22 protein-coding genes are annotated in these 19,601 nt (G+C 73.6%); 11 read left to right on the top strand and 11 right to left on the bottom strand.

From position 1 onward, the window contains the following. The first annotated feature begins 15 nt into the window (after positions 1 to 15). The 6 genes from KME80_RS20800 (at position 16) to KME80_RS20775 (ending at position 5,506) form a co-directional block, all read left to right on the top strand. Positions 16 to 261, top strand: a complete 246-nt coding sequence (locus KME80_RS20800; protein WP_219507529.1) for a DUF2630 family protein — start codon at positions 16 to 18, stop codon at positions 259 to 261. A gap of 45 nt (positions 262 to 306) precedes the next feature. Continuing rightward, the gene (locus KME80_RS20795) at positions 307 to 1,281 is read left to right on the top strand and encodes a GNAT family N-acetyltransferase (protein ID WP_219507528.1); all 975 of its coding nucleotides are present in this window, start codon (positions 307 to 309) and stop codon (positions 1,279 to 1,281) included. Between the two features lie 10 nt (positions 1,282 to 1,291). Further along, positions 1,292 to 3,283, top strand: a complete 1,992-nt coding sequence (locus KME80_RS20790) for a glycoside hydrolase family 6 protein (protein WP_219507526.1) — start codon at positions 1,292 to 1,294, stop codon at positions 3,281 to 3,283. Between the two features lie 18 nt (positions 3,284 to 3,301). Then, positions 3,302 to 4,012, top strand: a complete 711-nt coding sequence (locus KME80_RS20785; RefSeq protein WP_219507524.1) for a Mut7-C RNAse domain-containing protein — start codon at positions 3,302 to 3,304, stop codon at positions 4,010 to 4,012. A gap of 269 nt (positions 4,013 to 4,281) precedes the next feature. Further along, positions 4,282 to 4,938, top strand: coding sequence for an urease accessory protein UreG (gene ureG, locus KME80_RS20780; protein WP_219507522.1), 657 nt, complete (start codon positions 4,282 to 4,284; stop codon positions 4,936 to 4,938). A 91-nt stretch (positions 4,939 to 5,029) separates the two neighbouring features. Beyond that, entirely contained in the window at positions 5,030 to 5,506 is a 477-nt protein-coding gene (locus tag KME80_RS20775) for a hypothetical protein (protein WP_219507520.1), read from the top strand. Here the strand turns inward: KME80_RS20775 and era are convergent. From era to KME80_RS20735, 8 genes are all read right to left on the bottom strand, one after another. Then, the gene (era, locus tag KME80_RS20770) at positions 5,497 to 6,405 is read right to left on the bottom strand and encodes a GTPase Era (RefSeq protein WP_308125855.1); all 909 of its coding nucleotides are present in this window, start codon (positions 6,403 to 6,405) and stop codon (positions 5,497 to 5,499) included. The genes KME80_RS20775 and era overlap by 10 nt on opposite strands. Positions 6,406 to 6,420: 15 nt before the next feature. Then, positions 6,421 to 6,900 (bottom strand): NUDIX domain-containing protein, encoded by a 480-nt coding sequence (locus KME80_RS20765; protein WP_281427088.1) that lies wholly within the window; start codon positions 6,898 to 6,900, stop codon positions 6,421 to 6,423. A gap of 1 nt (position 6,901) precedes the next feature. Further along, positions 6,902 to 7,240 carry a cytidine deaminase-like protein gene (locus tag KME80_RS20760; RefSeq protein WP_219507516.1) on the bottom strand — a complete coding sequence of 113 codons (339 nt, stop codon included), beginning with the start codon at positions 7,238 to 7,240 and terminating at the stop codon, positions 6,902 to 6,904. A gap of 10 nt (positions 7,241 to 7,250) precedes the next feature. Then, positions 7,251 to 7,883: a hypothetical protein gene (locus KME80_RS20755; protein ID WP_219507514.1), complete on the bottom strand. Its 633-nt coding sequence runs from the start codon at positions 7,881 to 7,883 to the stop codon at positions 7,251 to 7,253. Positions 7,884 to 8,196: 313 nt separating this feature from the next. Next, entirely contained in the window at positions 8,197 to 9,492 is a 1,296-nt protein-coding gene (locus KME80_RS20750) for a hemolysin family protein (RefSeq protein ID WP_219507513.1), read from the bottom strand. Further along, complete coding sequence (ybeY, locus tag KME80_RS20745; protein ID WP_219507512.1) at positions 9,489 to 9,965, bottom strand: rRNA maturation RNase YbeY; 477 nt, start codon at positions 9,963 to 9,965, stop codon at positions 9,489 to 9,491. The genes KME80_RS20750 and ybeY overlap by 4 nt, the downstream gene beginning before the upstream one ends. Further along, complete coding sequence (locus KME80_RS20740) at positions 9,962 to 10,993, bottom strand: PhoH family protein (protein WP_219507511.1); 1,032 nt, start codon at positions 10,991 to 10,993, stop codon at positions 9,962 to 9,964. The genes ybeY and KME80_RS20740 overlap by 4 nt, the downstream gene beginning before the upstream one ends. 91 nt (positions 10,994 to 11,084) lie before the next feature. Continuing rightward, the gene (locus KME80_RS20735) at positions 11,085 to 11,429 is read right to left on the bottom strand and encodes a histidine triad nucleotide-binding protein (protein ID WP_219507510.1); all 345 of its coding nucleotides are present in this window, start codon (positions 11,427 to 11,429) and stop codon (positions 11,085 to 11,087) included. 261 nt (positions 11,430 to 11,690) lie between these two features. On the opposite strand from KME80_RS20735, the gene KME80_RS20730 reads away from it, so the two are divergent. Both KME80_RS20730 and KME80_RS20725 read left to right on the top strand, forming a co-directional pair. After that, a complete protein-coding gene (locus tag KME80_RS20730) occupies positions 11,691 to 12,203 on the top strand; it encodes a SigE family RNA polymerase sigma factor (protein ID WP_049573205.1) in 513 nt (170 codons plus the stop codon). Next, positions 12,200 to 12,856, top strand: coding sequence for a hypothetical protein (locus tag KME80_RS20725; protein WP_219507509.1), 657 nt, complete (start codon positions 12,200 to 12,202; stop codon positions 12,854 to 12,856). Before KME80_RS20730 ends, KME80_RS20725 begins: the two co-directional genes overlap by 4 nt. Positions 12,857 to 12,885: 29 nt before the next feature. Here KME80_RS20725 and KME80_RS20720 read toward each other — a convergent pair whose 3' ends face one another. Beyond that, positions 12,886 to 13,611, bottom strand: a complete 726-nt coding sequence (locus tag KME80_RS20720) for a 16S rRNA (uracil(1498)-N(3))-methyltransferase (RefSeq protein ID WP_219507586.1) — start codon at positions 13,609 to 13,611, stop codon at positions 12,886 to 12,888. Positions 13,612 to 13,721: 110 nt separating this feature from the next. On the opposite strand from KME80_RS20720, the gene KME80_RS20715 reads away from it, so the two are divergent. Further along, positions 13,722 to 15,776 (top strand): nitrate- and nitrite sensing domain-containing protein, encoded by a 2,055-nt coding sequence (locus KME80_RS20715; RefSeq protein WP_219507508.1) that lies wholly within the window; start codon positions 13,722 to 13,724, stop codon positions 15,774 to 15,776. On the opposite strand, the gene dnaJ is transcribed toward KME80_RS20715, so the two are convergent. After that, a complete protein-coding gene (dnaJ, locus tag KME80_RS20710; RefSeq protein ID WP_219507506.1) occupies positions 15,744 to 16,883 on the bottom strand; it encodes a molecular chaperone DnaJ in 1,140 nt (379 codons plus the stop codon). The two genes, KME80_RS20715 and dnaJ, sit on opposite strands and share 33 nt — an antisense overlap. Before the next feature lie 11 nt (positions 16,884 to 16,894). Then, positions 16,895 to 17,914 carry a heat-inducible transcriptional repressor HrcA gene (gene hrcA / locus KME80_RS20705; protein WP_219507505.1) on the bottom strand — a complete coding sequence of 340 codons (1,020 nt, stop codon included), beginning with the start codon at positions 17,912 to 17,914 and terminating at the stop codon, positions 16,895 to 16,897. A gap of 148 nt (positions 17,915 to 18,062) precedes the next feature. Between hrcA and KME80_RS20700 the strand changes: the two genes are divergently transcribed. Further along, entirely contained in the window at positions 18,063 to 18,770 is a 708-nt protein-coding gene (locus KME80_RS20700) for a hypothetical protein (RefSeq protein WP_219507504.1), read from the top strand. An 18-nt stretch (positions 18,771 to 18,788) separates the two neighbouring features. Further along, positions 18,789 to 19,601, top strand: a complete 813-nt coding sequence (locus KME80_RS20695) for a DUF3097 domain-containing protein (protein WP_219507503.1) — start codon at positions 18,789 to 18,791, stop codon at positions 19,599 to 19,601.

Below are 19,601 nucleotides of genomic sequence, written 5' to 3'. Positions count from 1 at the left end.
CGTAGGATCTTGAGCATGCGGGACAACGAGATTCTCAGCAGGATCAGCGAGCTGGTCGACGAGGAGCGCGGCCTGCGTGAGAGGCTGCGCGCGGGCGAGCTGCCCTCCGACGAGGAGAACGCCCGGGTCAGGGAGCTGGAGACGGCGCTCGACCAGTGCTGGGACCTGCTGCGCCAGCGCCGGGCCCGCCGCAGCGCGGGCGAGAACCCCGACGACGCCGCCGTGCGGCCGGCCGGCGAGGTGGAGAACTACCGCCAGTAGGAAAACCGGTCGCGTCGCCGCCGCCGGTGCGTTTGGCTGGGACGCATGCAGATCCAGCGCATCGATCCCGAGCGGCCGGGCAGGCTGCTGCCCGCGCTCCATGACGCGTTCGTCGCCGCGTACGCCGGTCAGCCGGGGCCGCTGTGGTCCCGCAGGCGGTTCGAGGTGGACGTGACCAGGGGCTTTCCCGGGGCGGAGGTCGAGGCGCACGTCGCCGTCGACGGCGACGAGGTGATCGGCGGCACCATGCTGGCCTTCCCCGTGCACGAGAACCTCCACCTGGGCCGGCTGGCGGTGCTGGTGGTGCGGCCGGAGCGGCAGCGGGCCGGCGTCGGGTCCGCCCTGCTCGCGCACGCCGTGGAGCGGGTACGCGCTCGCGGCAGGCGTCTCGTGCTGAGCGAGACGCAGGCGGGGAGCGACGGGGCGCGGTTCGCCTCGGCGCGAGGGTTCACGCTCTCGCTGGGCGAGGCGCGCCGGGTGCTCGACCTGCGCGCGGCCGACTGGGACGGGCTGCGCCGCATGCTGCCGGAGCCCGCCGGTTACCGGGTGGAGCGCTGGCTCGGCCCGGCCGAGCCCGGCCTGCTGCCCGATCTCGCCACCCTGCTGGGCGGCATGAACGACGCTCCGCGCGGCGAGGGCGTCGAGGAGTCCCGCTTCCCGCTCGACAGCGTGCGCTTCGCCGAGGAGCGCATCGGGCTGGCGGGTGAGACCGTCTACTCCGTGCTGGCCCGGCGGATCTCCGACGGCGCCCCGGCGGGCTTCTCACGCATCTTCATCTCCCCCGACGTCCCCGGCGGCTGGGCCGCCCAGGCCGACACCGCCGTGCTGGCCGGGCACCGCGGCCACCGGCTGGGCCTGCTGATGAAGCTGACGAACCTGTTCTGGCTGCGCGAGAGCGAGCCTGGCGTGGAGCGCGTCATCACCTGGAACGCCCGGTCCAACACGCACATGCTGGCGATCAACGAGGCCATGGGGTTCGAGCTGCTGGACGAGTGGAACGACTGGCGGCTCGACGTCTAACCTGGCGATCATGAGCGTGGCTGCGCTGCGAGACGGGGATCCCCGGCACGTCGGCCCCTACACGCTGCTGGGCCGGCTCGGTGAGGGCGGCATGGGCGCCGTCTACCTGGGCGCGGACACCGCGGGCGGCCGGGTGGCGGTCAAGCTGATCCACCCCGGCCTGGACGCCGACCCGGGCTTCCGGCGGCGGTTCGCCCGGGAGGTGGCCGCCGCGCGCCGGGTCGCCCGCTTCTGCACCGCGCCCGTCCTCGACGCGGACGTCACCGGCGATCCCGCCTACATCGTGACGGAGTACGTGGAGGGCCCCAGCCTGGACGAGGCGGTGCGCCGCTCCGGGCCGCTGACGGGGTCGGCGCTCGACGGGCTGGCCGCCGCGACGGCGACCGCGCTGCGGGCGATCCACGGCGCGGGCGTCGTGCACCGCGACCTCAAGCCGTCGAACGTGCTGCTCTCGCAGGTGGGGCCCAAGGTCATCGACTTCGGCATCGCCCAGCTCGGCGGCGCCGACCTGAGCAGCGCCGTCGTGGGCACGCCCGCGTACATGTCGCCGGAGCAGGTGCGGGGCGGGCCCGTCGGGCCGGCGTCGGACGTGTTCGCCTGGGGCTGCGTGGTGGCCTTCGCCGCCACGGGCGCCTCGCCGTTCGCTGGCGAGTCGGTCCCGGCGATCCTGTACCGGATCGTCCACGAACCTCCGGTCCTGCCGCCGCTGCCCGAGCCGCTGCGCGAGCTGGTGGCGGCGGCCCTGTCCCGGGATCCCGCCGACCGCCCCACGGCCCAGGCCCTCCTCGACCGCCTCTCCTCCGGCGCGTCCGGCGAAGACCCCCAGGAGCCGGTACGCGACGGCCCGGCGGCGGGCGGAGGGCGGACGGCGACGGGAAGACGGCTGACGATCGGGGTGGCGGCGCTGGCGGCGGCCGTCGCGGTCACCACGGCGGTGGTCGCCCTGCGGCCCGGCGACGAGGCCGCCCCGGTGGGCGTCAACCCGCTGCGGGCCGCCGAGGACGTGAGGCTGTTCGCCCCGCCGGAGCCGGACGCCGCACGCGAGGCGCTGTTCCTGGCCGCCGCGGACCGCCCGGAGGACGCCGCGCTGATGCGCGCCCTGGCCGCCGTCCCCCACGCGATCCGGCTGGCCGGCGACGACGCCGTGGCCACGGTGGCCACCGCCGTCGAGGAGGCGGAGCGGGCCGGCGGGGTGCCGGTGTTCGTGATCGACCACCTGCCGGGCGGCGACTGCGCCCCGGGCGGCGCCGAGAACATGGCCGCCTACCAGAGCTGGATCAAGGGGATCGCCGGTCAGCTCGGCAGTGCGGACGCGGTGGTGATCCTGGAGCCCGCGAGCCTGGTCAAGATCCCCGGCACGGCCGCCTGCGACCTGCCGGGCAGCCCGAGCCGGCGCTACCACGACCTGGCCACGGCGGTCCGCGAGCTCAAGCGCGGCGGCCGCACCGCCGTCTACCTCGACGGCGGCCACGAGGGCTGGCCCGCCACGGCGGAGATCGCCCAGAGCCTGGTGGGCGCGGGCGTGACGGCCGCCGACGGCTTCTTCCTCAACGCGCAGGGCTACCAGCCGACGGCCGGCCTGGTCGCGTACGGCAGGAAGCTGTCCACGTGCGTCGCCGTCCTGGCGGCGACGGGCCGCACGGGCTGCCCGGCGGACGCCCCGGTGGACGCCGCCGACCTGCCGCACTTCGTCATCGACACCAGCCGCAACGGCCGCGGCCCGTGGGTGCCGGAGGGGAAGGCGGCCGAGCTGCCCGACCCGCAGCCCTGGTGCAACCCGCCGGGCCGGGGCGCGGGCGCACGCCCGACGACGCGGACGGGCGACGAGCTGGTGGACGCGTACCTGTGGATCAACCGGGCGGGCACCTCCAGCGGGCGCTGCCGTCGGGGCGCCGGCGGCGAGGAGGACCCGCTGCGCGGCGAGGAGAGCCCTGTCGGCGGGTCATGGTGGCCCGAGCTGGCCCTGGAACGCGCCGCGCTCGCCGTCCCGCCCCTGAGGTGACCGTACAGAATGGACGTCATGGACGCGCTTCTTCGCATCGCGCCGGAGTTGCTGATGTTCCTGCCCGCGAGCCGCCGGCGGGAGGCACAGCCGATCACCCCCGACGGCTCGTCGACGCTGGGTCACCACGTGGAGTCGGCCGGCATCCCGCTGACGGAGGTGGGCCCGATGACGGTCGGCGGTGTGGGCGTGCCGCCGTCCTACCAGCCGCGCCCCGGCGACGTCGTGGACGTGCTCGGGGTGCCCCGCCCGCAGCCGCTGCCGGGCGAGCCGCGCTTCCTGCTGGACGTGCACCTGGGCACGCTGGCCAGGCGGCTGCGCCTGCTGGGCATCGACACGGCCTACCACAACGACATGGACGACCCGTCGCTGGTGGCGCAGGCGAACGCGGAGCGGCGGGTGCTGCTCACCCAGGACCGCGGCCTGCTGCGCCGCCGCGCGCTGTGGCTGGGCGCGTACGTGCGCGGCACGCGGGCGCCCGACCAGCTCCGCGACCTGCTGGAGCGGTTCGCGCCGCCGCTGCGGCCGTGGACGCGCTGCACGGCCTGCAACGGGGAGCTGGAGGCGGTGGCCAAGCGGGAGGTGGAGCCGGTGCTGCGTGACGGCACCCGGCGCAGTTACGACGCCTACGGCCGGTGCCGGGTGTGCGGCCAGGTCTACTGGCACGGCGCGCACAGCGGCGACCTGGAGGAGATCGTCCGCGCGGCGCGAGCGTGGGCGGCGGGCTGATCTCGGCGGGCTGATCTTGGGGGCGCCGCCCCTGGACGGTGCCGCGTTTCGGAGGGAAACTCCAGACGTGAGGGACGTCCCGCCCGCAGGGCCGTCCCCGGAGGATGGCTGTCCCTCCCCGGTCACCCGCCCTCGTGGGAGGAGCCGGATGCCGAGGTGGACGCGCACCGCCTCTCCGACGCAGCGCCCACGCCTCGGCTCTCCTCGCAGAACGGTACGCACAGGCCCCACGTCAGGCTCTTCACCTCCCGACAGGAAGGAACCCACCCATGGGCGCCAACCTCCGCGATCGTCACCACACCCCCGACGGCCACGGGCGCGCACTGCGCCTGGGGATCGGCGGACCGGTGGGGAGCGGCAAGACGGCCCTGGTGGCGGCCCTGTGCCGGACGCTCGGCCCGGCCCTGCAGCTCGCCGTCGTCACGAACGACGTCCGCACCACCGACGACGCCGACTTCCTGCGCGGCGCGGACGTCCTCGACCCCGAGCGCATCCTGGCCGTGGAGACCGGCGGCCTGCCGCACACCGCGATCCGCGACGACCTCGCCGCCAACCTCGACGCGGTGGAGACGCTGGAGGAGCGGTTCGGGCCGCTGGACCTGGTGCTGGTGGAGAGCGGGGGCGACAGCCTGGCGGCGACGTTCGGCCGGAAGCTGGCCGACCGGCAGATCTTCGTCCTGGACGCGGCCGGCGGCGACCGGGTGCCGCGCAAGGGCGGCCCCGGCGTCACCCAGGCCGATCTGCTGGTCGTCAACAAGACGGACCTGGCCCCGCTGGTGGGCGCCGACCTGGAGTCGATGGCCCGCGACGCGGCGGCGGTCCGGGGCGGCGGTCCGGTGGTGTTCACCTCGATCAGGCAGGATCCCACCGCGGCGGAGGTCTCCGCCTGGGTGAAGGACCAGGCCAAGACCTGGCGCCACTCCTGACCTCGCCGCGCGCCCGGCCGTACGCCGCGGACACACGGTTGGCGCGTCGCGGACGGTGGTGGCGGCGGCACGATCGGCTTATGGTGATCGGGTGGCCGACCATCTCACGCCGTCACCCGCCGGGAGACTCCACGCCTTCGCCGTCATGCTCGCGGGCGGCCTGCTGATCTTCTGCGTCGTCCTGCCCTGGGCCGGGACGCAGGCGACGAGCGACCTGGTCGGCGCCGGGCTGTCACGCGACGTGCGCGGCATCGACGACGCCTCCGGCGTGTGGACGCTGCTGGCCGGGCTGGCGGCGGCGGGCTGCGGGCTGGCCGGACTGATCGGCCGCCCGCGCGTCGCGGCGCTGGCCGCGCTGCCGGGCGCGCTGGCGGCGGTGGTGCTGGTGCTGTTCGTGACCGGCTCGGCCGGCCTGCCCGACCGGGTCTCGATCGACCTGGGCTTCCTGTCGATCGAGCCGGTCATCCGCTACGGCTGGTTCGCCGCGCTGGGCGCGTCGCTGGCGGTGGTGGTGCTGGCGGTCCTGGCGCTGTTCCGCCGGTCCCCGGCTGCCACCCGTCAGTCGTAGAAGCCCAGGCGGCGCAGTTGCTTGGGGTCGCGCTGCCAGTCCTTGAGCACGCTGATGCGCAGGTCCAGATAGACGCGGGTGCCGAGCAGGGCCTCGATCTGCTTGCGAGCCGCGGTGCCGACCTCGCGCAGCCGCTCGCCCTTGTGTCCGATGACGATGGCCTTCTGCGACGGCCGCTCGACGAACAGGTGGGCGTAGATGTCGAGCAGGTCGTCGCGCCCCTCGCGCGGCAGCATCTCGTCGACGACGACGGCGATGGAGTGGGGCAGCTCGTCGCGGACGCCTTCGAGGGACGCCTCCCGGATGAGCTCGCCCACGAGCACCTGCTCGGGCTCGTCGGTGAGCTGCCCGTCCTCGTACAGCGGCGGCGACTCGGGCAGGTGCTCGATGAGCACGTCGCCGAGCACGTCGAGCTGCTCGCCCGACTGCGCCGACACCGGGACGACCGCCGCGAACTCCGCGATCTCCGACACCGCGAGGAGCTGCGCGGCGATCTGGTCGCGGCTCGCCAGGTCGCACTTGGTGACCACGGCCACGACGGGCGTGTTCTTGACGGCGGCGAGCTTGTCGGCGATGAACCGGTCGCCCTTGCCGATCGGCTCGTTGGCCGGCACGCAGAACCCGATCACGTCGACCTCGGTGAGCGTGGACAGCACGAGGCTGTCGAGCCGCTCACCGAGCAGCGTGCGCGGGCGGTGCAGGCCGGGCGTGTCGACGATGACGATCTGGGCCTCGGGCCGGTGCACGATGCCGCGGATGGCGCGGCGGGTGGTCTGCGGCTTGGACGAGGTGATCGCCACCTTCGTGCCGACCAGGGCGTTCATCAGCGTGGACTTGCCGACGTTCGGCCTCCCCACGAAGCAGGCGAATCCGGCGCGATGGTTGTCTGGCGAAGTCACATAGTGCATTCTGGCTCATCGATCGGCCTGGTCACGCCACCAGGCGAAGACCTGGGGCAGCACGTGGGGGCTCCACGCGGTCATCCTGAGCCCGGCCAGCTCCGGCTCGGTGACCCAGCGGGCGTCGGTGATCTCGTCCCCGTCGGGGGTGGGCGTGCCGGAGACGATGGCGCAGGCGTACGTGATGATCACGTACGCGACCTGGTGCCCGTTGGGGTAGAGGACGCGGAAGTCGGGGCCGCCGTGGGCGCCGATGAGGGCGCGTACGCGGACCTCGAGGCCGAGCTCCTCGCGCAGCTCGCGCACGACGGCGTCCTCGGGCCGCTCGTCGGGGTCGACGCCGCCGCCCGGGGTGGCCCAGAGGCCGACGTCGCCGTGGCGTGCCACCAGCAGCCTGCCGCTCTCGTCGAACACGCAGCCGTTGACCGACGGCAGCATGAGGAGCTGGGAGCCGACCTTGGCGCGCAGATCGGCCAGGAACGGCGACATCGGCATGTCAGGCCCCGCCGGGCGTGCCGTCGCGCAGCGTGCCGTCCGGGCCGGCCACGAGGATGGTCTTGACACCCAGCTCGCGGGCGGCGGCCTCGTCGGCGGCGCTCGGCCCGTCGCCGTCGGTGACCAGCGCCACGGCCTCCAGCGACCGCGCGCCGCTGGAGACGGCCGTCGCCACGGCCACCTGCACCGCCGACAGGGTGAGCGAGGTGAGCGCGACGTCGGTGGCCGCGTAGGTGCGGCCGGTCTCGTCGCGTACGGCGGCGCCCTGGGCGGAGCCGTTGCGCGCCCGGGACGACCGGGCCAGGGTGATGATCTTGCTGTCTTCGGGATCGAGAGTCACGAGGACCAGATTAGGCGCTGGCCATCCGCATCACCGCGTCGAGGAGCTGCCGCGTGCGCTGCGGGTCCACCTCGGCCATGCTCGTGTGCACCAGCGAGACCAGCGTGTCGCCCGAGCGGGCGAGCACGACGTCGAGCGTGTAGGGATAGCCGTTCAGCCGTCCGCGCAGCTCGCCGCCCACCGCCTCGTCGGCCACTTTCCCGACCGGCACCAGCGTGGTGCGCAGGTGGGTGCCGGTGCCCTGGCGCACCGCGCGGCACGCCTCCAGGGCTCGGGTCAGTTCGGCCAGGTGCTGTTCGGCGGCGGCGCCGGTGTAGCGGGCCAGGCCGACGCCGACCTGCTCGCCGAGCTCGTCGCCCTGATAGCTGGCCGCGGCCTGCGCGGTCAGCTCCTGCGCGGGCGCCCGCCCGCCGGCCGCGTCGAGCACGGCCCGGCAGTTGCGGTCGGCCGGGGTGAACGGCGCCCGCCACGCCTGCTCGGGCCGGGGCGAGAAGCCCTCGGGCAGCCGCGGCTCCTTCTTGAGAACCTCCCGCATCTGGGCCAGGGCCTGTACGTCGACCCCTTGGACGAGGCCGCCGTCTCCGCAGCCTGTCAGGGCACCGGCAAGGAGCCCGCAGGCGATGATCCGCTGTCCGCGTTTCATGATTCCCTCCGACCGGCAGCCTCCCCGGTCGGCAATTACGGCAATCCACCGCTACTACCAACAAAGGATCAAACGCAAAAAGGGTGCTCCCGTCCTGTTCGGACGAGAACACCCTTTACGCCGAACAACGTCACGATCGGCTAGCTGATCGAGACGTTGCCGTCCCCCCGGAAGCCTTCCTCCCGCCGCGAACCCCACCCGGCGCTCGGAAGCCCCCCTCGTGACACCCACCGCACAGGGTGTCGAGAGAAAGACTGGCGGACGGCGCTTGCAGAAGACTTGTAGAACGCTTGCGACAACCTGGACCCGCCGGTCAGTCGTGCTCGGCGCGGGCGGGGACCACGTCGTCGCCCAGCGGCAGCACCCGCCGCACGACCACGGTGCTGATCCGGTTGCGCCGCCCGGCCAGGCTCTCGGCCGTCAGCCTGAGGCCCGCCACCTCGGCCTGGGAGCCGGCGATCGGCACCCGGCCCAGCGCGTGGGCCAGCAGCCCGCCCACCGTCTCGACGTCGTCGACCTCGATCTCGGTGTCGAACAGCTCGGCCAGCTCGTCGACCGGCATCCGGGCCGTCACCCGCAGCGCCCCGCCGGGCATCGGCTCGACCCGGGGCGCCTCCTGGTCGTACTCGTCGGTGATCTCGCCGACGATCTCCTCCAGCACGTCCTCGATCGTGACCAGGCCGGCCGTGCCGCCGTACTCGTCGATGACGATGGCCAGATGGGTCTGCTTGGCCTGCATCTCGCGCAGGAGCTCGTCGATCGGCTTGCTCTCGGGCACGTACGTGGCCGGGCGCATGATCGACTCGATGCGCTCGTGCCCGCGGTCGGCGCCCGACTCGTGCACCCGCCGGGTGATGTCCTTGAGGTAGGCGATGCCGATGACGTCGTCCTCGTTCTCGCCGGCCACCGGGATGCGGGAGAAGCCGCTGCGCAGCGCCAGCGACAGCGCCTGGCTGAGCGTCTTGCCCCGCTCGATGTAGACCATGTCGGTGCGCGGCACCATGACCTCGCGCACCAGCGTGTCGCCCAGCTCGAACACCGAGTGGATCATCTCGCGCTCGTCGGGCTCGATGACCCGGCGCTCCTCGGCCAGGTCGACCAGGTCACGCAGCTCCGCCTCGGAGGTGAACGGCCCGTCGCGGAACCCCTTGCCGGGCGTCAGCGCGTTGCCCAGCAGGATGAGCAGCTTGGGCAGCGGCCCGAAGATCTTCGTCAGCCCGTAGACGATCGGGGCGCTGGCCAGCGCGATCGGCTCGGCGTGCTGGCGGCCCAGGGTGCGCGGCATGACGCCGACGATCACGTAGCTCACCACGATCATCACGGCCGCGGCGGACACGTACGCCCAGCCCTGGTCGTGCATGAGGTCGATGAACAGCAACGTCGCGATCACCGTCGCGACCAGCTCGCAGCTCAGCCGGAGCAGGAGCAGCAGATTGAGGTAGCGCGGCGCGTCGGAGACGATCGCGTGCAGCCGGACGGCGCCGCGCCTGCGGTCTCGCACGGCCTCCTCGGCGCGCACCCGGGAGATGCGCGTCAACGCCGTTTCCGCGCTGGCGATGAGGCCACCGACCACGACGAGGACGATGGCCAACGGCAACCAGGCGTTCACCGGGAGTCGCGCACCTCCCGCCAGGCTTCGAGCAGCCGGGCCTGCAGCCCGAACATCTCCTTGTGCTCCTCGGGCTCGGCGTGGTCGTAGCCCATCAGGTGGAGGATGCCGTGGGTGCACAGCAGCTCGAGCTCGGCCTGGGCGCTGTGGCCGGCCTCCTCGGCCTGCCGGGCCGCCACCTGCGGGCAGAGCACCACGTCGCCCAGCAGCGCCGGGTCGGCGGGGCTCTCGCCGTCGCCACGCGCGCCGCCGCCGGGACGCAGCTCGTCCATCGGGAAGGCGAGCACGTCGGTCGGGCCGGGCTCGCCCATCCACTTCTCGTGCAGCTCGGCCATGGCGTCCTCGTCGACGACCACGATCGAGAGCTCGGCCAGCGGGTTGATGCCCATCTCGGCGAGCACGTGGCCGGCCAGCGCGACGAGGGTCTCCTCGTCGACGCCGACGCCGGACTCGTTGTTGATCTCGATGCTCATCGGCGCTTTCCCCGCTGCTGCTGGATCTGCTTCGGCTCCTGGAGTGCGTCGTAGCGCCCGTAGGCGTCGACGATCTCGCTCACCAGCTTGTGGCGGACCACGTCGGAGCTGGTCAGCCGGGCGAAGTGGATGTCGGGGATGCCCTCGAGGATCTCCTGCACCACCCGCAGGCCGCTGACCGTGCCCGAGGGCAGGTCGACCTGGGTGACGTCACCCGTCACCACGATCTTGGAGTTGAAGCCGAGACGGGTCAGGAACATCTTCATCTGCTCGGCCGAGGAGTTCTGGGCCTCGTCGAGGATGATGAAGGCGTCGTTGAGCGTGCGGCCGCGCATGTAGGCCAGCGGCGCGACCTCGATCGTGCCCGCGGCCATCAGCTTGGGGATCGAGTCGGGGTCGACCATGTCGTGCAGCGCGTCGTAGAGCGGCCGCAGGTAGGGGTCGATCTTCTCGTAGAGGGTGCCGGGCAGGAAGCCGAGCCGCTCGCCGGCCTCGACCGCGGGGCGGGTCAGGATGATGCGGTTGACCCGCTTCTCCTGGAGCGCGCGCACGGCCTTGGCCATCGCGAGGTAGGTCTTGCCGGTGCCTGCGGGGCCGATGCCGAAGACGATCGTGTGCTTGTCGATCGCGTCGACGTAGCGCTTCTGGTTGACCGTCTTGGGCCTGATGGTCCGCCCGCGCGAGGAGAGGATGTCGAGCGACAGCACCTCGGCCGGGCGGTCGGAGGTCATGCGGAGCATGGCGATGCTCCGCTCGACCGCGTCGGGGGTGAGCTCGCCGCCGCTGCGCAGCACCTCGACCAGCTCCTCGAACAGCCGCACCACGGTGCCGCTCTCGTCGGGGCTGCCGGTGACGGTGATCTCGTTCCCGCGCACGTGGATGTCGGCCTTGAAGGCGCCCTCGATGACGCGCAGCAGCTCGTCACGTGAGCCCAGGAGGCTGACCATCGGGTATTCGTCCGGAATCAGCACCTTGGCTTGAGTGCGCGAGGGAGGTGCCGTTCGTCGGGATTCGTGTAGTTCGGACATGGGCAGGCCAGCGGCCTGATGCCTCCCGGTCTCCTTGGCTTTGCTTGTGCCCCCATGGTAGCCGGGACCAGGCCGATCGCTCATGCCAATATCACCCGGGCGGCCAGGTCAGGTCACGCCCGCCCAGCACGTGCGCGTGCACGTGGAAGACGGTCTGACCGGCGCCGGCCCCGGTGTTGAACACGATCCGGTAACCGCCGGGCGCGACGCCCTCCTGCACGGCCACCGCGTGCGCGGCCTTGAGCACGTCGTCGGCCAGCCCGTCGTCGGCCTCGGCCAGGGCCGCCGCGTCGGCGTGGTGCGCCTTCGGTACGACGAGCACGTGGGTGGGCGCCTGCGGGTTGATGTCGCGGAAGGCCAGCGCCCGCTCGGTCTCCAGGACGATCTCGGCCTCGATCTCCCTGGCCACGATCTTGCAGAAGAGGCAGTCGGTCACCCGATCACCTTACCGACACGGGACATCGCCTGATCGGCGTTGCGAATCGGTGACCGCTTCCCGCGTGGCGTCCGAAGATCAACGCGGTTAGGGTGTGTGTGCAACACTTCAAGGAAAAGAGACGATTCAGGGTCGGGCGAGGCCACCTGGCGAGGACACGACTGGGTCATGCCCCCTAAGGAACCGGAAGAGCGTAAACCCTCAGGCAAGGCCGCGCGTCCCACTGAAGTGACCACCGAAACCCTCCTGGCCGACAGGTCCATGGGGGCGGTGCCGGTCGGGTGGGACGCCGACATGGCCGTGACCGCGCTCTACAGCGCGCACTTTCGGTCATTGGTACGTCTCGCTGTGTTGCTGGTGCGCGACATGGCAACCGCGGAGGAAGTCGTGCAGGACGCGTTCGTCGCCATCCACGGCGCCTGGCGCAGACTGCGTGACCCCGACAAAGCACTCGCCTACCTGCGTCAGTCCGTCGTCAACCGGTCCCGTTCCGTGCTGCGCCACCGCGCGGTCGTCGAGAAATACGCGCCGAAGGGCCTGCCCGACGCGCCGAGCGCCGAGAACGGCGCGATCGGCGAGCTCGAACGCTCCGCCGTGATCGAGGCGCTGCGAGCCCTGCCCACCCGTCAGAGAGAGGCACTGGTCCTTCGTTACTACGGTGATCTGTCCGAGGCTGAGATCGCCCACGCCATGGGCATCAGCAAGGGCGCGGTCAAGAGCCACACGGCGCGTGGCATGGCCGCCTTGCGATCCGTCCTGGAGAAGATGTCATGACCCAGCCCCCCGACGAGCACGGCGACGCCCTGCGCCGTGCGCTCCACGCGGAGGCGGACGCGGTCGTGCCCTCGCCGGACGGGCTGGAGATCATCCGCGCCCGGATCGAGCGGCGCGGGGCGCGCAACCTCATCTGGTGGCGGGTGGGCGCCGCCGCGGCCAGCGCCGTCCTGGTCGCCGCCACGATCGTGATGGTGGTCCCCGAGCTGCGCAACCAGGTGATCGAGCAGGTGCCCGTCCAGGAGGTCGAGGCCACCTCCAGCGCCACCCCGCCGGCCAAGTCGTCGACCAGCCGGCCCGCCGAGCCGAAGGCCACCGTACGGCAGGACCCGCCGGCGGTCGTCGTCCCCGACCCGTCCACGCCGCCGCCCTCCCCGCAGCCGTCGGAGACGGCCAGGTCGACCAGCAAGCCCTCCCCCTCCCCCAGCTCCGAGCCCAGCACGACGCCGTGCCCGACGGCCGCCGAGGAGCAGGCGGAGCCGCCCGCCGACTGCCCGGAGATCACGCCCTCGCCCTCGCCGGACCCGTCGATCTCGGAGACCGCCGCGCCCGAGGCGCCCTGCCCCGCCGAGGAGTGCCCGCCGGGCGACCCGGCGCCGACCGCGTCGGACGCGCCCAGCCCGCTGCTCGCCACCCCGCCCCCGCTCCCCTGACGCCCCCAGGCGCATGGCCCGCCGGGACGCTACCAGCGGCCGGAGCGCGCCAGCAGCACGGCCGCCGCCGCCACCCCCGCCGTCGAGGTGCGCAGCACCGTCGGCCCCAGCAGCACCGGCACCGCCTTGGCCGCCTCGAAGCGCGCCAGCTCGTCCTCCGACACGCCGCCCTCCGGGCCCACCACGACGACGATGTCGCCGCCCGCCGGCAGCGCCACCCGCGACAGCGGCTCGGCCGCCTCCTCGTGCAGCACCAGCCCCAGCGCCGCGCCCGCCAGCAGCGCCTCCACGCGGGCCGTCGTGGCGGGCTCGGCCACCTCCGGCAGATGGAACCGGCGCGCCTGCTTGCCCGCCTCCCGCGCCGTGGACCGCCACCGGCCCAGCGCCTTGGCGGCCCGCTCGCCCTTCCACTGCGTGATGCTGCGCGAGGCGGCCCACGGCACGATCACGTCGACGCCCGCCTCGGTCATCATCTCCACGGCCAGCTCGCCCCGGTCACCCTTGGGCAGGCCCTGCACCACGACCAGCCGGGGCCGCGGCGCGGGCACCTCGTGGCGGGCCAGCACGTCCAGCCGCAGCGCGTCCTTCAGCACCTCGCGCACCACGCACTCGGCCACCGCGCCCGCGCCGTCGGTCAGGTCGACCCGCTCACCCTCGCGCAGCCGCCGCACCGACGCCGCGTGCCGCCCCTCGGGGCCGTCGAGCACCAGCTCGGACCCGCTCAGATCCGCCGCGAGGAACACCGGAACCGTCACCGTGTCGCACTCCAGATTCTTCACGTCACGCAGTCAAGCGAACACGCGACGCAATATCGTGTCACGTGCACTCGCACTTTCCTGACGTCACTTTACGAGGGCCCAGCGCGATGACCATGTCCCCCGCCCGCGGGCTGCCCCTGAGGGCGCGCCTGTTCCTGCTGCCGGCCGTGCCGGCGCTGCTGCTCATCGCGGCGACGGGAGCCGGCGTCGCGGACCTCGCCGCGGCCCGTGCCGAGGCCGCGTCCGGCGTCCGCCAGGTGGACGTGGCACTCGCCGCCGAGGACCTGGTCCACGCCCTCCAGCGCGAACGCACCCTCGCCGCGGGCCGCGCGGCCGGTGAGGAGCGCTTCGCCGCCGACCTCGCCGCCGCCCGCCGGGCCACCGACGGCGCCCTCGCCCCGCTGCTCAGCGGCCGCGCCGGGGCCGGGCGCGTACGCGAGTCGCTTCCCGGGCCCGGCACCCTGGCCGAGATCCGCGCGGCCGGGGAGAACGCCGGGAACGTCGGGAACGCCGCCGGGACAGCCGAGGGCGCCGTCCCCGGAGCCGCCGTGCCTGGCGCCGCCGGAACCACCGCCCCCGGCACGGCCGCCGTCCCCGAAGCGACCGCAACCGCCGTCCCAGGAGCTGCCGAAGGCGCGGTGCCGGGCGCGGCCGGGACCGTCGTGCCGGGCTCAGCCGGGAGCGCCGTGCCGGGGGCGGCGGCCGTGCCGGGGGAGGTGGGGGCGCGACCCCGGCATCTGACGGTGTTCACCGCCTATACGACGACGATCGCGGCCGTGCTGGCGGCCTCGCACCGGGCGGGGCCGCTGGAGGCGCTGGCGCGGGGCAAGGAGGCCGCCGCGCAGCAGCGCGCGCTGGTGACGGGGGCGCTGGCGGCGGGCGGGTTCGCGGCGGCCGACTACGCGACGTTCCTGCGGGCCGGGGCCGTGGCGGACGACGCCCTGGCCCGCTACGGGCGGATGGCCGGGCGGACGGGCGCGGCGGCGCTGGACCGGGCGCTGCGGGCCGGACCGGTGGCCCGGGTGGCCGCGCTGGAGCAGGAGGCCGTGGCGAGCGCCTCGGGCACGGAGGTGACGGCGGGGCCCCGGGCATGGGAGAGCGCCACGGAGGCCCGTACGGACGCGCTGAGGGCCGCGCAGCGGGTGGCGGGAGGTCAGGCCCGCGCGGCCGCCGTGGCCGCCGTGGAGCGCGAGACGCGCCGCCTGGTGACGCTGGCGGCCTCCGGCGCCGCGCTGACGCTGGTGCTGCTCGCGCTGGGGGCGCTGGTCGTGCGCTCGGTCCTGCGTCCGCTGCGCAACCTGGCCACGGAGGCGGCCATCCTGCGCGACCACGCGGCCGAGCTGGAGTCCGGCGTACGGGAGGCGGGCCCCGGCAGGGCGCGGGCCGACGCGTTCACCGAGGTGGCGTGGGCCGTCGGCGGCATGCACGCGACGGCGGCGCGGCTGGCCGCCCAGCGGACGGCGCTGCGCGAGGGCACCGCGGAGGCGCTGGCCGAGCTGGGGCGGCGCAACCGCGACCTGGTGCACCGTCAGCTCGGCGCGGTCGGCGTGCTGCAGCGGCACGAGTCCGACCCGGCGGCGCTGGCGCGGCTGTGCGAGCTCGACCGGCTGACCGGGCGGCTGCGCAGGAACGCCGAGAGCCTGCTGGTGCTGGCGGGCAAGCGGGCGGCACGCCGCTCGTCGGAGCCGGTCCCGGTGGCCGACGTGGTGCGGATGACGCTGGCGGAGATGGAGGGCCATCACCGGGTGACGCTGCGGGTGCTGGACGGCCCGCTGGTGCGCGGGGCCGTCGTGGCCGAGGTGGCGCACCTGCTGGCCGAGCTGGTGGAGAACGCGCTGGCGTTCTCGCCGCCCGACGCCGAGGTGGAGATCTGGGCACGCGCCGACGAGGGCGAGTGCCGCATCACGATCACCGATCACGGCGTCGGCATGACGCCCGCCGAGCTGGCCGCGGCCAACGCCCGGCTCAGGGGCGAGGAGAGCTTCCTGGCCGCGCCCGACCGCTGCCTCGGCCACCACGTGGTGGGCCGGCTGGCGGAGCGGCTCGGCGTGCGGGTGTGGCTGCACGAGACGCCCCGCTCCGGGGTGACCGCCCGGGTGGCGCTGCCGGAGGAGCTCCTGACGGCTGCCTCAGCGGCCGTTGAACGCGTCGCGCAGCCGTGAGAAGAACCCCTGCTGGCCCGGCGCGAACTTGCCGGGCGGGCGCTCCTCGCCGCGCAGCTTGGCCAGCTCGCGCAGCAGCTCCTCCTGGGCCGGGTCGAGGCGGCCGGGCGTCTCGACGTTGACGTGGATGAGCAGGTCGCCGCGGCCCGACTCGTTGAGCCGCTGGACGCCGCGCCCGTACATGGTGATGACCTGACCGGACTGGGTGCCGGGCCGCACGTCGACCTCCTCCGGGCCGTCGAGCGTCTCGACGGACAGGATGGTGCCGAGCGCGGCCGCCGTCATCGGGATCTGGACCGTGCAGTGCAGGTCGTCGCCGCGCCGTTCGAAGATCTCGTGCGGCTTCTCGGCGATCTCCAGGAACAGGTCGCCGGGCGGGCCGCCGCCGGGGCCGACCTCGCCCTCGCCGGCGAGCTGGATGTGGGTGCCGTCCTCGACGCCGGCCGGGATCCGGACCTTGATCGTGCGGCGGGTGCGCACCCGGCCGTCGCCGGAGCACTCCTGGCACGGGTGGCGGATGATGCTGCCGAAGCCGCCGCACTGCGGGCACGGCCGCGAGGTCATGACCTGGCCCAGGAACGAGCGGGTGACCTGGGAGATCTCGCCGCGCCCGTTGCACATGTCACAGGTGTCGGGGTGGGTGCCCTGGGCGGTGCCGGCGCCCTGGCATACCTCACAGGTGACGGCCGTGTCGACGACGAGCTCACGGGTGGTGCCGAACGCGGTCTCGCGCAGGTCGAGCTCGACCCGGATGGTCGCGTTGCGGCCGCGCCTGGCACGCGAGCGGGGCCCGCGCGTGCCGCCGGCGGTGCCGAAGAAGGCGTCCATGATGTCGCTGAACGGGAACCCGGCGCCGAACCCGCCGGCGCCCGCACCCGCGCCGCCGCCGCCGAACGGGTCGCCGCCGAGGTCGTACATCTGGCGCTTGCTCGGGTCGGACAGCACCTCGTAGGCCTGCGTGATCTCCTTGAACCGCTCCTGGGTGGCGGGATCGGGATTCACGTCAGGGTGCAGCTCGCGGGCCAGCCGGCGGTAGGCCTTCTTGATCTCGTCCTGACTGGCGTCACGGCGCACCCCGAGGGTGGCGTAGTAGTCGCTGTTTGCCACTTATCGACCTCTTAAGATGCAGCCAGGATCTGGCTGACGTAGCGTGCCACCGCGCGTACGGCGCCCATCGTCACGGGGTAGTCCATCCTCGTGGGGCCCAGCACGCCGAGCCGGGCCAGTTGGTTGTCGCCTTGACCGTATCCCGTGGCGACGATGGACGTGCCCCGCAGTCCGGTATAGGCGTTCTCGGAACCGATGCGCACGGTGAGAGCGGACGGGGTGTCTGTGGTTGTCTCGCCGAGCAGCCGCATGAGCACGACCTGTTCCTCCAGCGCCTCCAGCACGTCGCGCAGGCCGACGCTGAAGTCGGCGCCGGCCAGGTTGGCCGCGCCGGCGAACACGATCTTCTCGTCGTGCCGCTCGACGAGCGTTTCGAGCAGGACCGACAGGATCGTCGCCACCACCGGCCGGTCCTCGACCGGCAGCCGCTCGGGCAGGTCGGACACCAGCTCCGGCACGCTGGCCAGGCCGCAGCCGTCGAGACAGGCGTTGAGCACCGCGCGCAGGTGCGCGATGCGGGTGTCCTCCACCACCTCGGGCAGCTCGATCACGCGCTGCTCGACGCGGCCGGTGTTGGTGATCAGGACGAGCATGACCCGCCGCTCGGCGAGCGGGACCAGCTCGACGTGCCGGACCGTGGAACGGGTCAGGGTCGGATACTGCACGACGGCGACCTGCCTGGTGAGCTGCGCGAGCAGCCGCACCGTGCGGGTCACCACGTCGTCGAGGTCGACCGCGCCCGCCAGGAAGGTCTCGATCGCCCGGCGCTCCGCTCCGGAGAGCGGCTTGACCTGCGAGAGCCTGTCGACGAACAGGCGATAACCCTTGTCCGTCGGCACTCGGCCCGCGCTGGTGTGCGGCTGGGTGATGTAGCCCTCCTCCTCCAGCGCGGCCATGTCGTTGCGGACCGTCGCCGGGGAGACCTTGAGGTTGTGGCGCTCGGCGAGCGCCTTCGAGCCGACGGGTTCGTTGGTCGACACGTAGTCTTCGACAATGGCGCGGAGCACCGCGAGTTTACGATCGTCGAGCACGTGCGCACCTCCTACCGCTGCCTTTAGGGGAAACGCCAGGTCTAGCACTCTGTGTTCCCGAGTGCCAAGTGTACGGCTCTCACCCACAAGGTGCGATAACGCCGGGGGCCCGATGACAAGCCGAATGCCAAGCCTCACACTTGCCGCCATGACGGACAATTCGCCGTACGGCCCGCCGCCTCCGCCGGGGCCGCAGCCGGGGACCCACCACCAGTATCCGCCCCCTCCCCCTGGTCAGCAGCCCTACTTCGCCCCGCCGCCGCCCCCGTACGGGCAGCAGTTCCCGCCTCCGTACGGGCAGCGGGTGGACCCGAAGGCGATCCGGCCCCGGCTGAGGTGGATCGGCCTCGCATGGGGCGTGGCCGCCGTGTGCGTGCTGGCCGCCGGGGCGCTGTTCGTGAGCAGCCTGTTCAGCACGGTGGCGAACGTGGCGCCGAACCGCACGTTCGCCGCCGGCGAGACGGTCGCGGCCACGCTCGACCCGGCCGACGGCCCCGCCCTCTACCTCGCCTCCGACGGCCCGGTCAGCTACGACTGCCAGATCTCCGGCGGCGCCACGCTCATCGCGCCCTCCGGCACGACCACGCTCACCGTCGACGGCACCCGCTGGGAGCAGATCGCGCTGGTCAACGCGCCGTCGGCGGGCCAGTACCAGGTCACCTGCGCCACCCAGCAGCAGTCGGACGCCCGGTTCGGCATCGGCACGGGCGTGCTCGGCGCGGCGGCCGGGGTCGTGGGCGGCGCGGCGGTGGCCGCGATCGTGGCCGCGATCGGCGTGCTCGCGGCGGCCTTCGTGACGATCGTGGTCGTGGTACGCCGCAGCGGGCACCGCAAGCGCCTCGCGGCGGGCGGGTGATTTGCTACGGTCCCCGGTGTGTACGACGGTGATGTTCTCGCGGGAAACTGGCGGCGCCCGGGCAAGGGCAAGATCCCGCAGGTGCCGGCCGAGCCGGACCTGGTGGTGGAGGACGCCGACAGCGGCTTCTGCGGCGCGGTGGTGGCCTGCGACAAGGAGGCCGTCACGCTGGAGGACCGCTTCGGCAGGCGCCGGCTGTTCCCGCTCGCGCCCGCCGCGTTCCTGCTGGAGGGCAAGGTCGTGACGCTCGTGCGGCCCCAGGCCGCCGCTCCCCGGGCGCCCCGGCGCAGCGCCTCGGGCTCGATCGCCGTGGAGGGGCTGCGGGCCAGGGTGGCCCGCGAGAGCCGCATCTACGTCGAGGGCGTGCACGACGCCGCCCTGGTGGAGAAGATCTGGGGTCACGACCTGCGGGTCGAGGGCGTGGTCGTCGAGTACCTGGAGGGCGTCGACGACCTGCCGGCGATCGTCGAGGAGTTCGCGCCCGAGCCGGGGCGGCGGCTGGGCGTGCTGGTCGACCATCTGGTGCCGGGCTCCAAGGAGAGCCGCATCGCCGCCCAGGTCACCTCGCCGCACGTGCTCGTGGTCGGGCACCCGTACGTGGACATCTGGCAGGCGGTCAAGCCGTCGGCCGTGGGCATCGCGGCCTGGCCGGACGTGCCGCGCGGGGTGCCGTGGAAGGAGGGCGTGATCGCCGCCCTGGGCTGGCGCGCCGAGCCGGCCGACGCCTGGCGGCGCATCCTCGGCTCCGTCTCGACCTACGCCGATCTGGAGCCCGAGCTGCTCGGCCGGGTCGAGGAGCTGATCGACTTCGTCACCGCGGCAGCCTCGTGA

The organism is Nonomuraea ceibae, assembly GCF_019396325.1.
GTDB lineage: Bacteria > Actinomycetota > Actinomycetes > Streptosporangiales > Streptosporangiaceae > Nonomuraea > Nonomuraea ceibae.
This window is presented reverse-complemented; position numbering and strand designations above follow the sequence as displayed.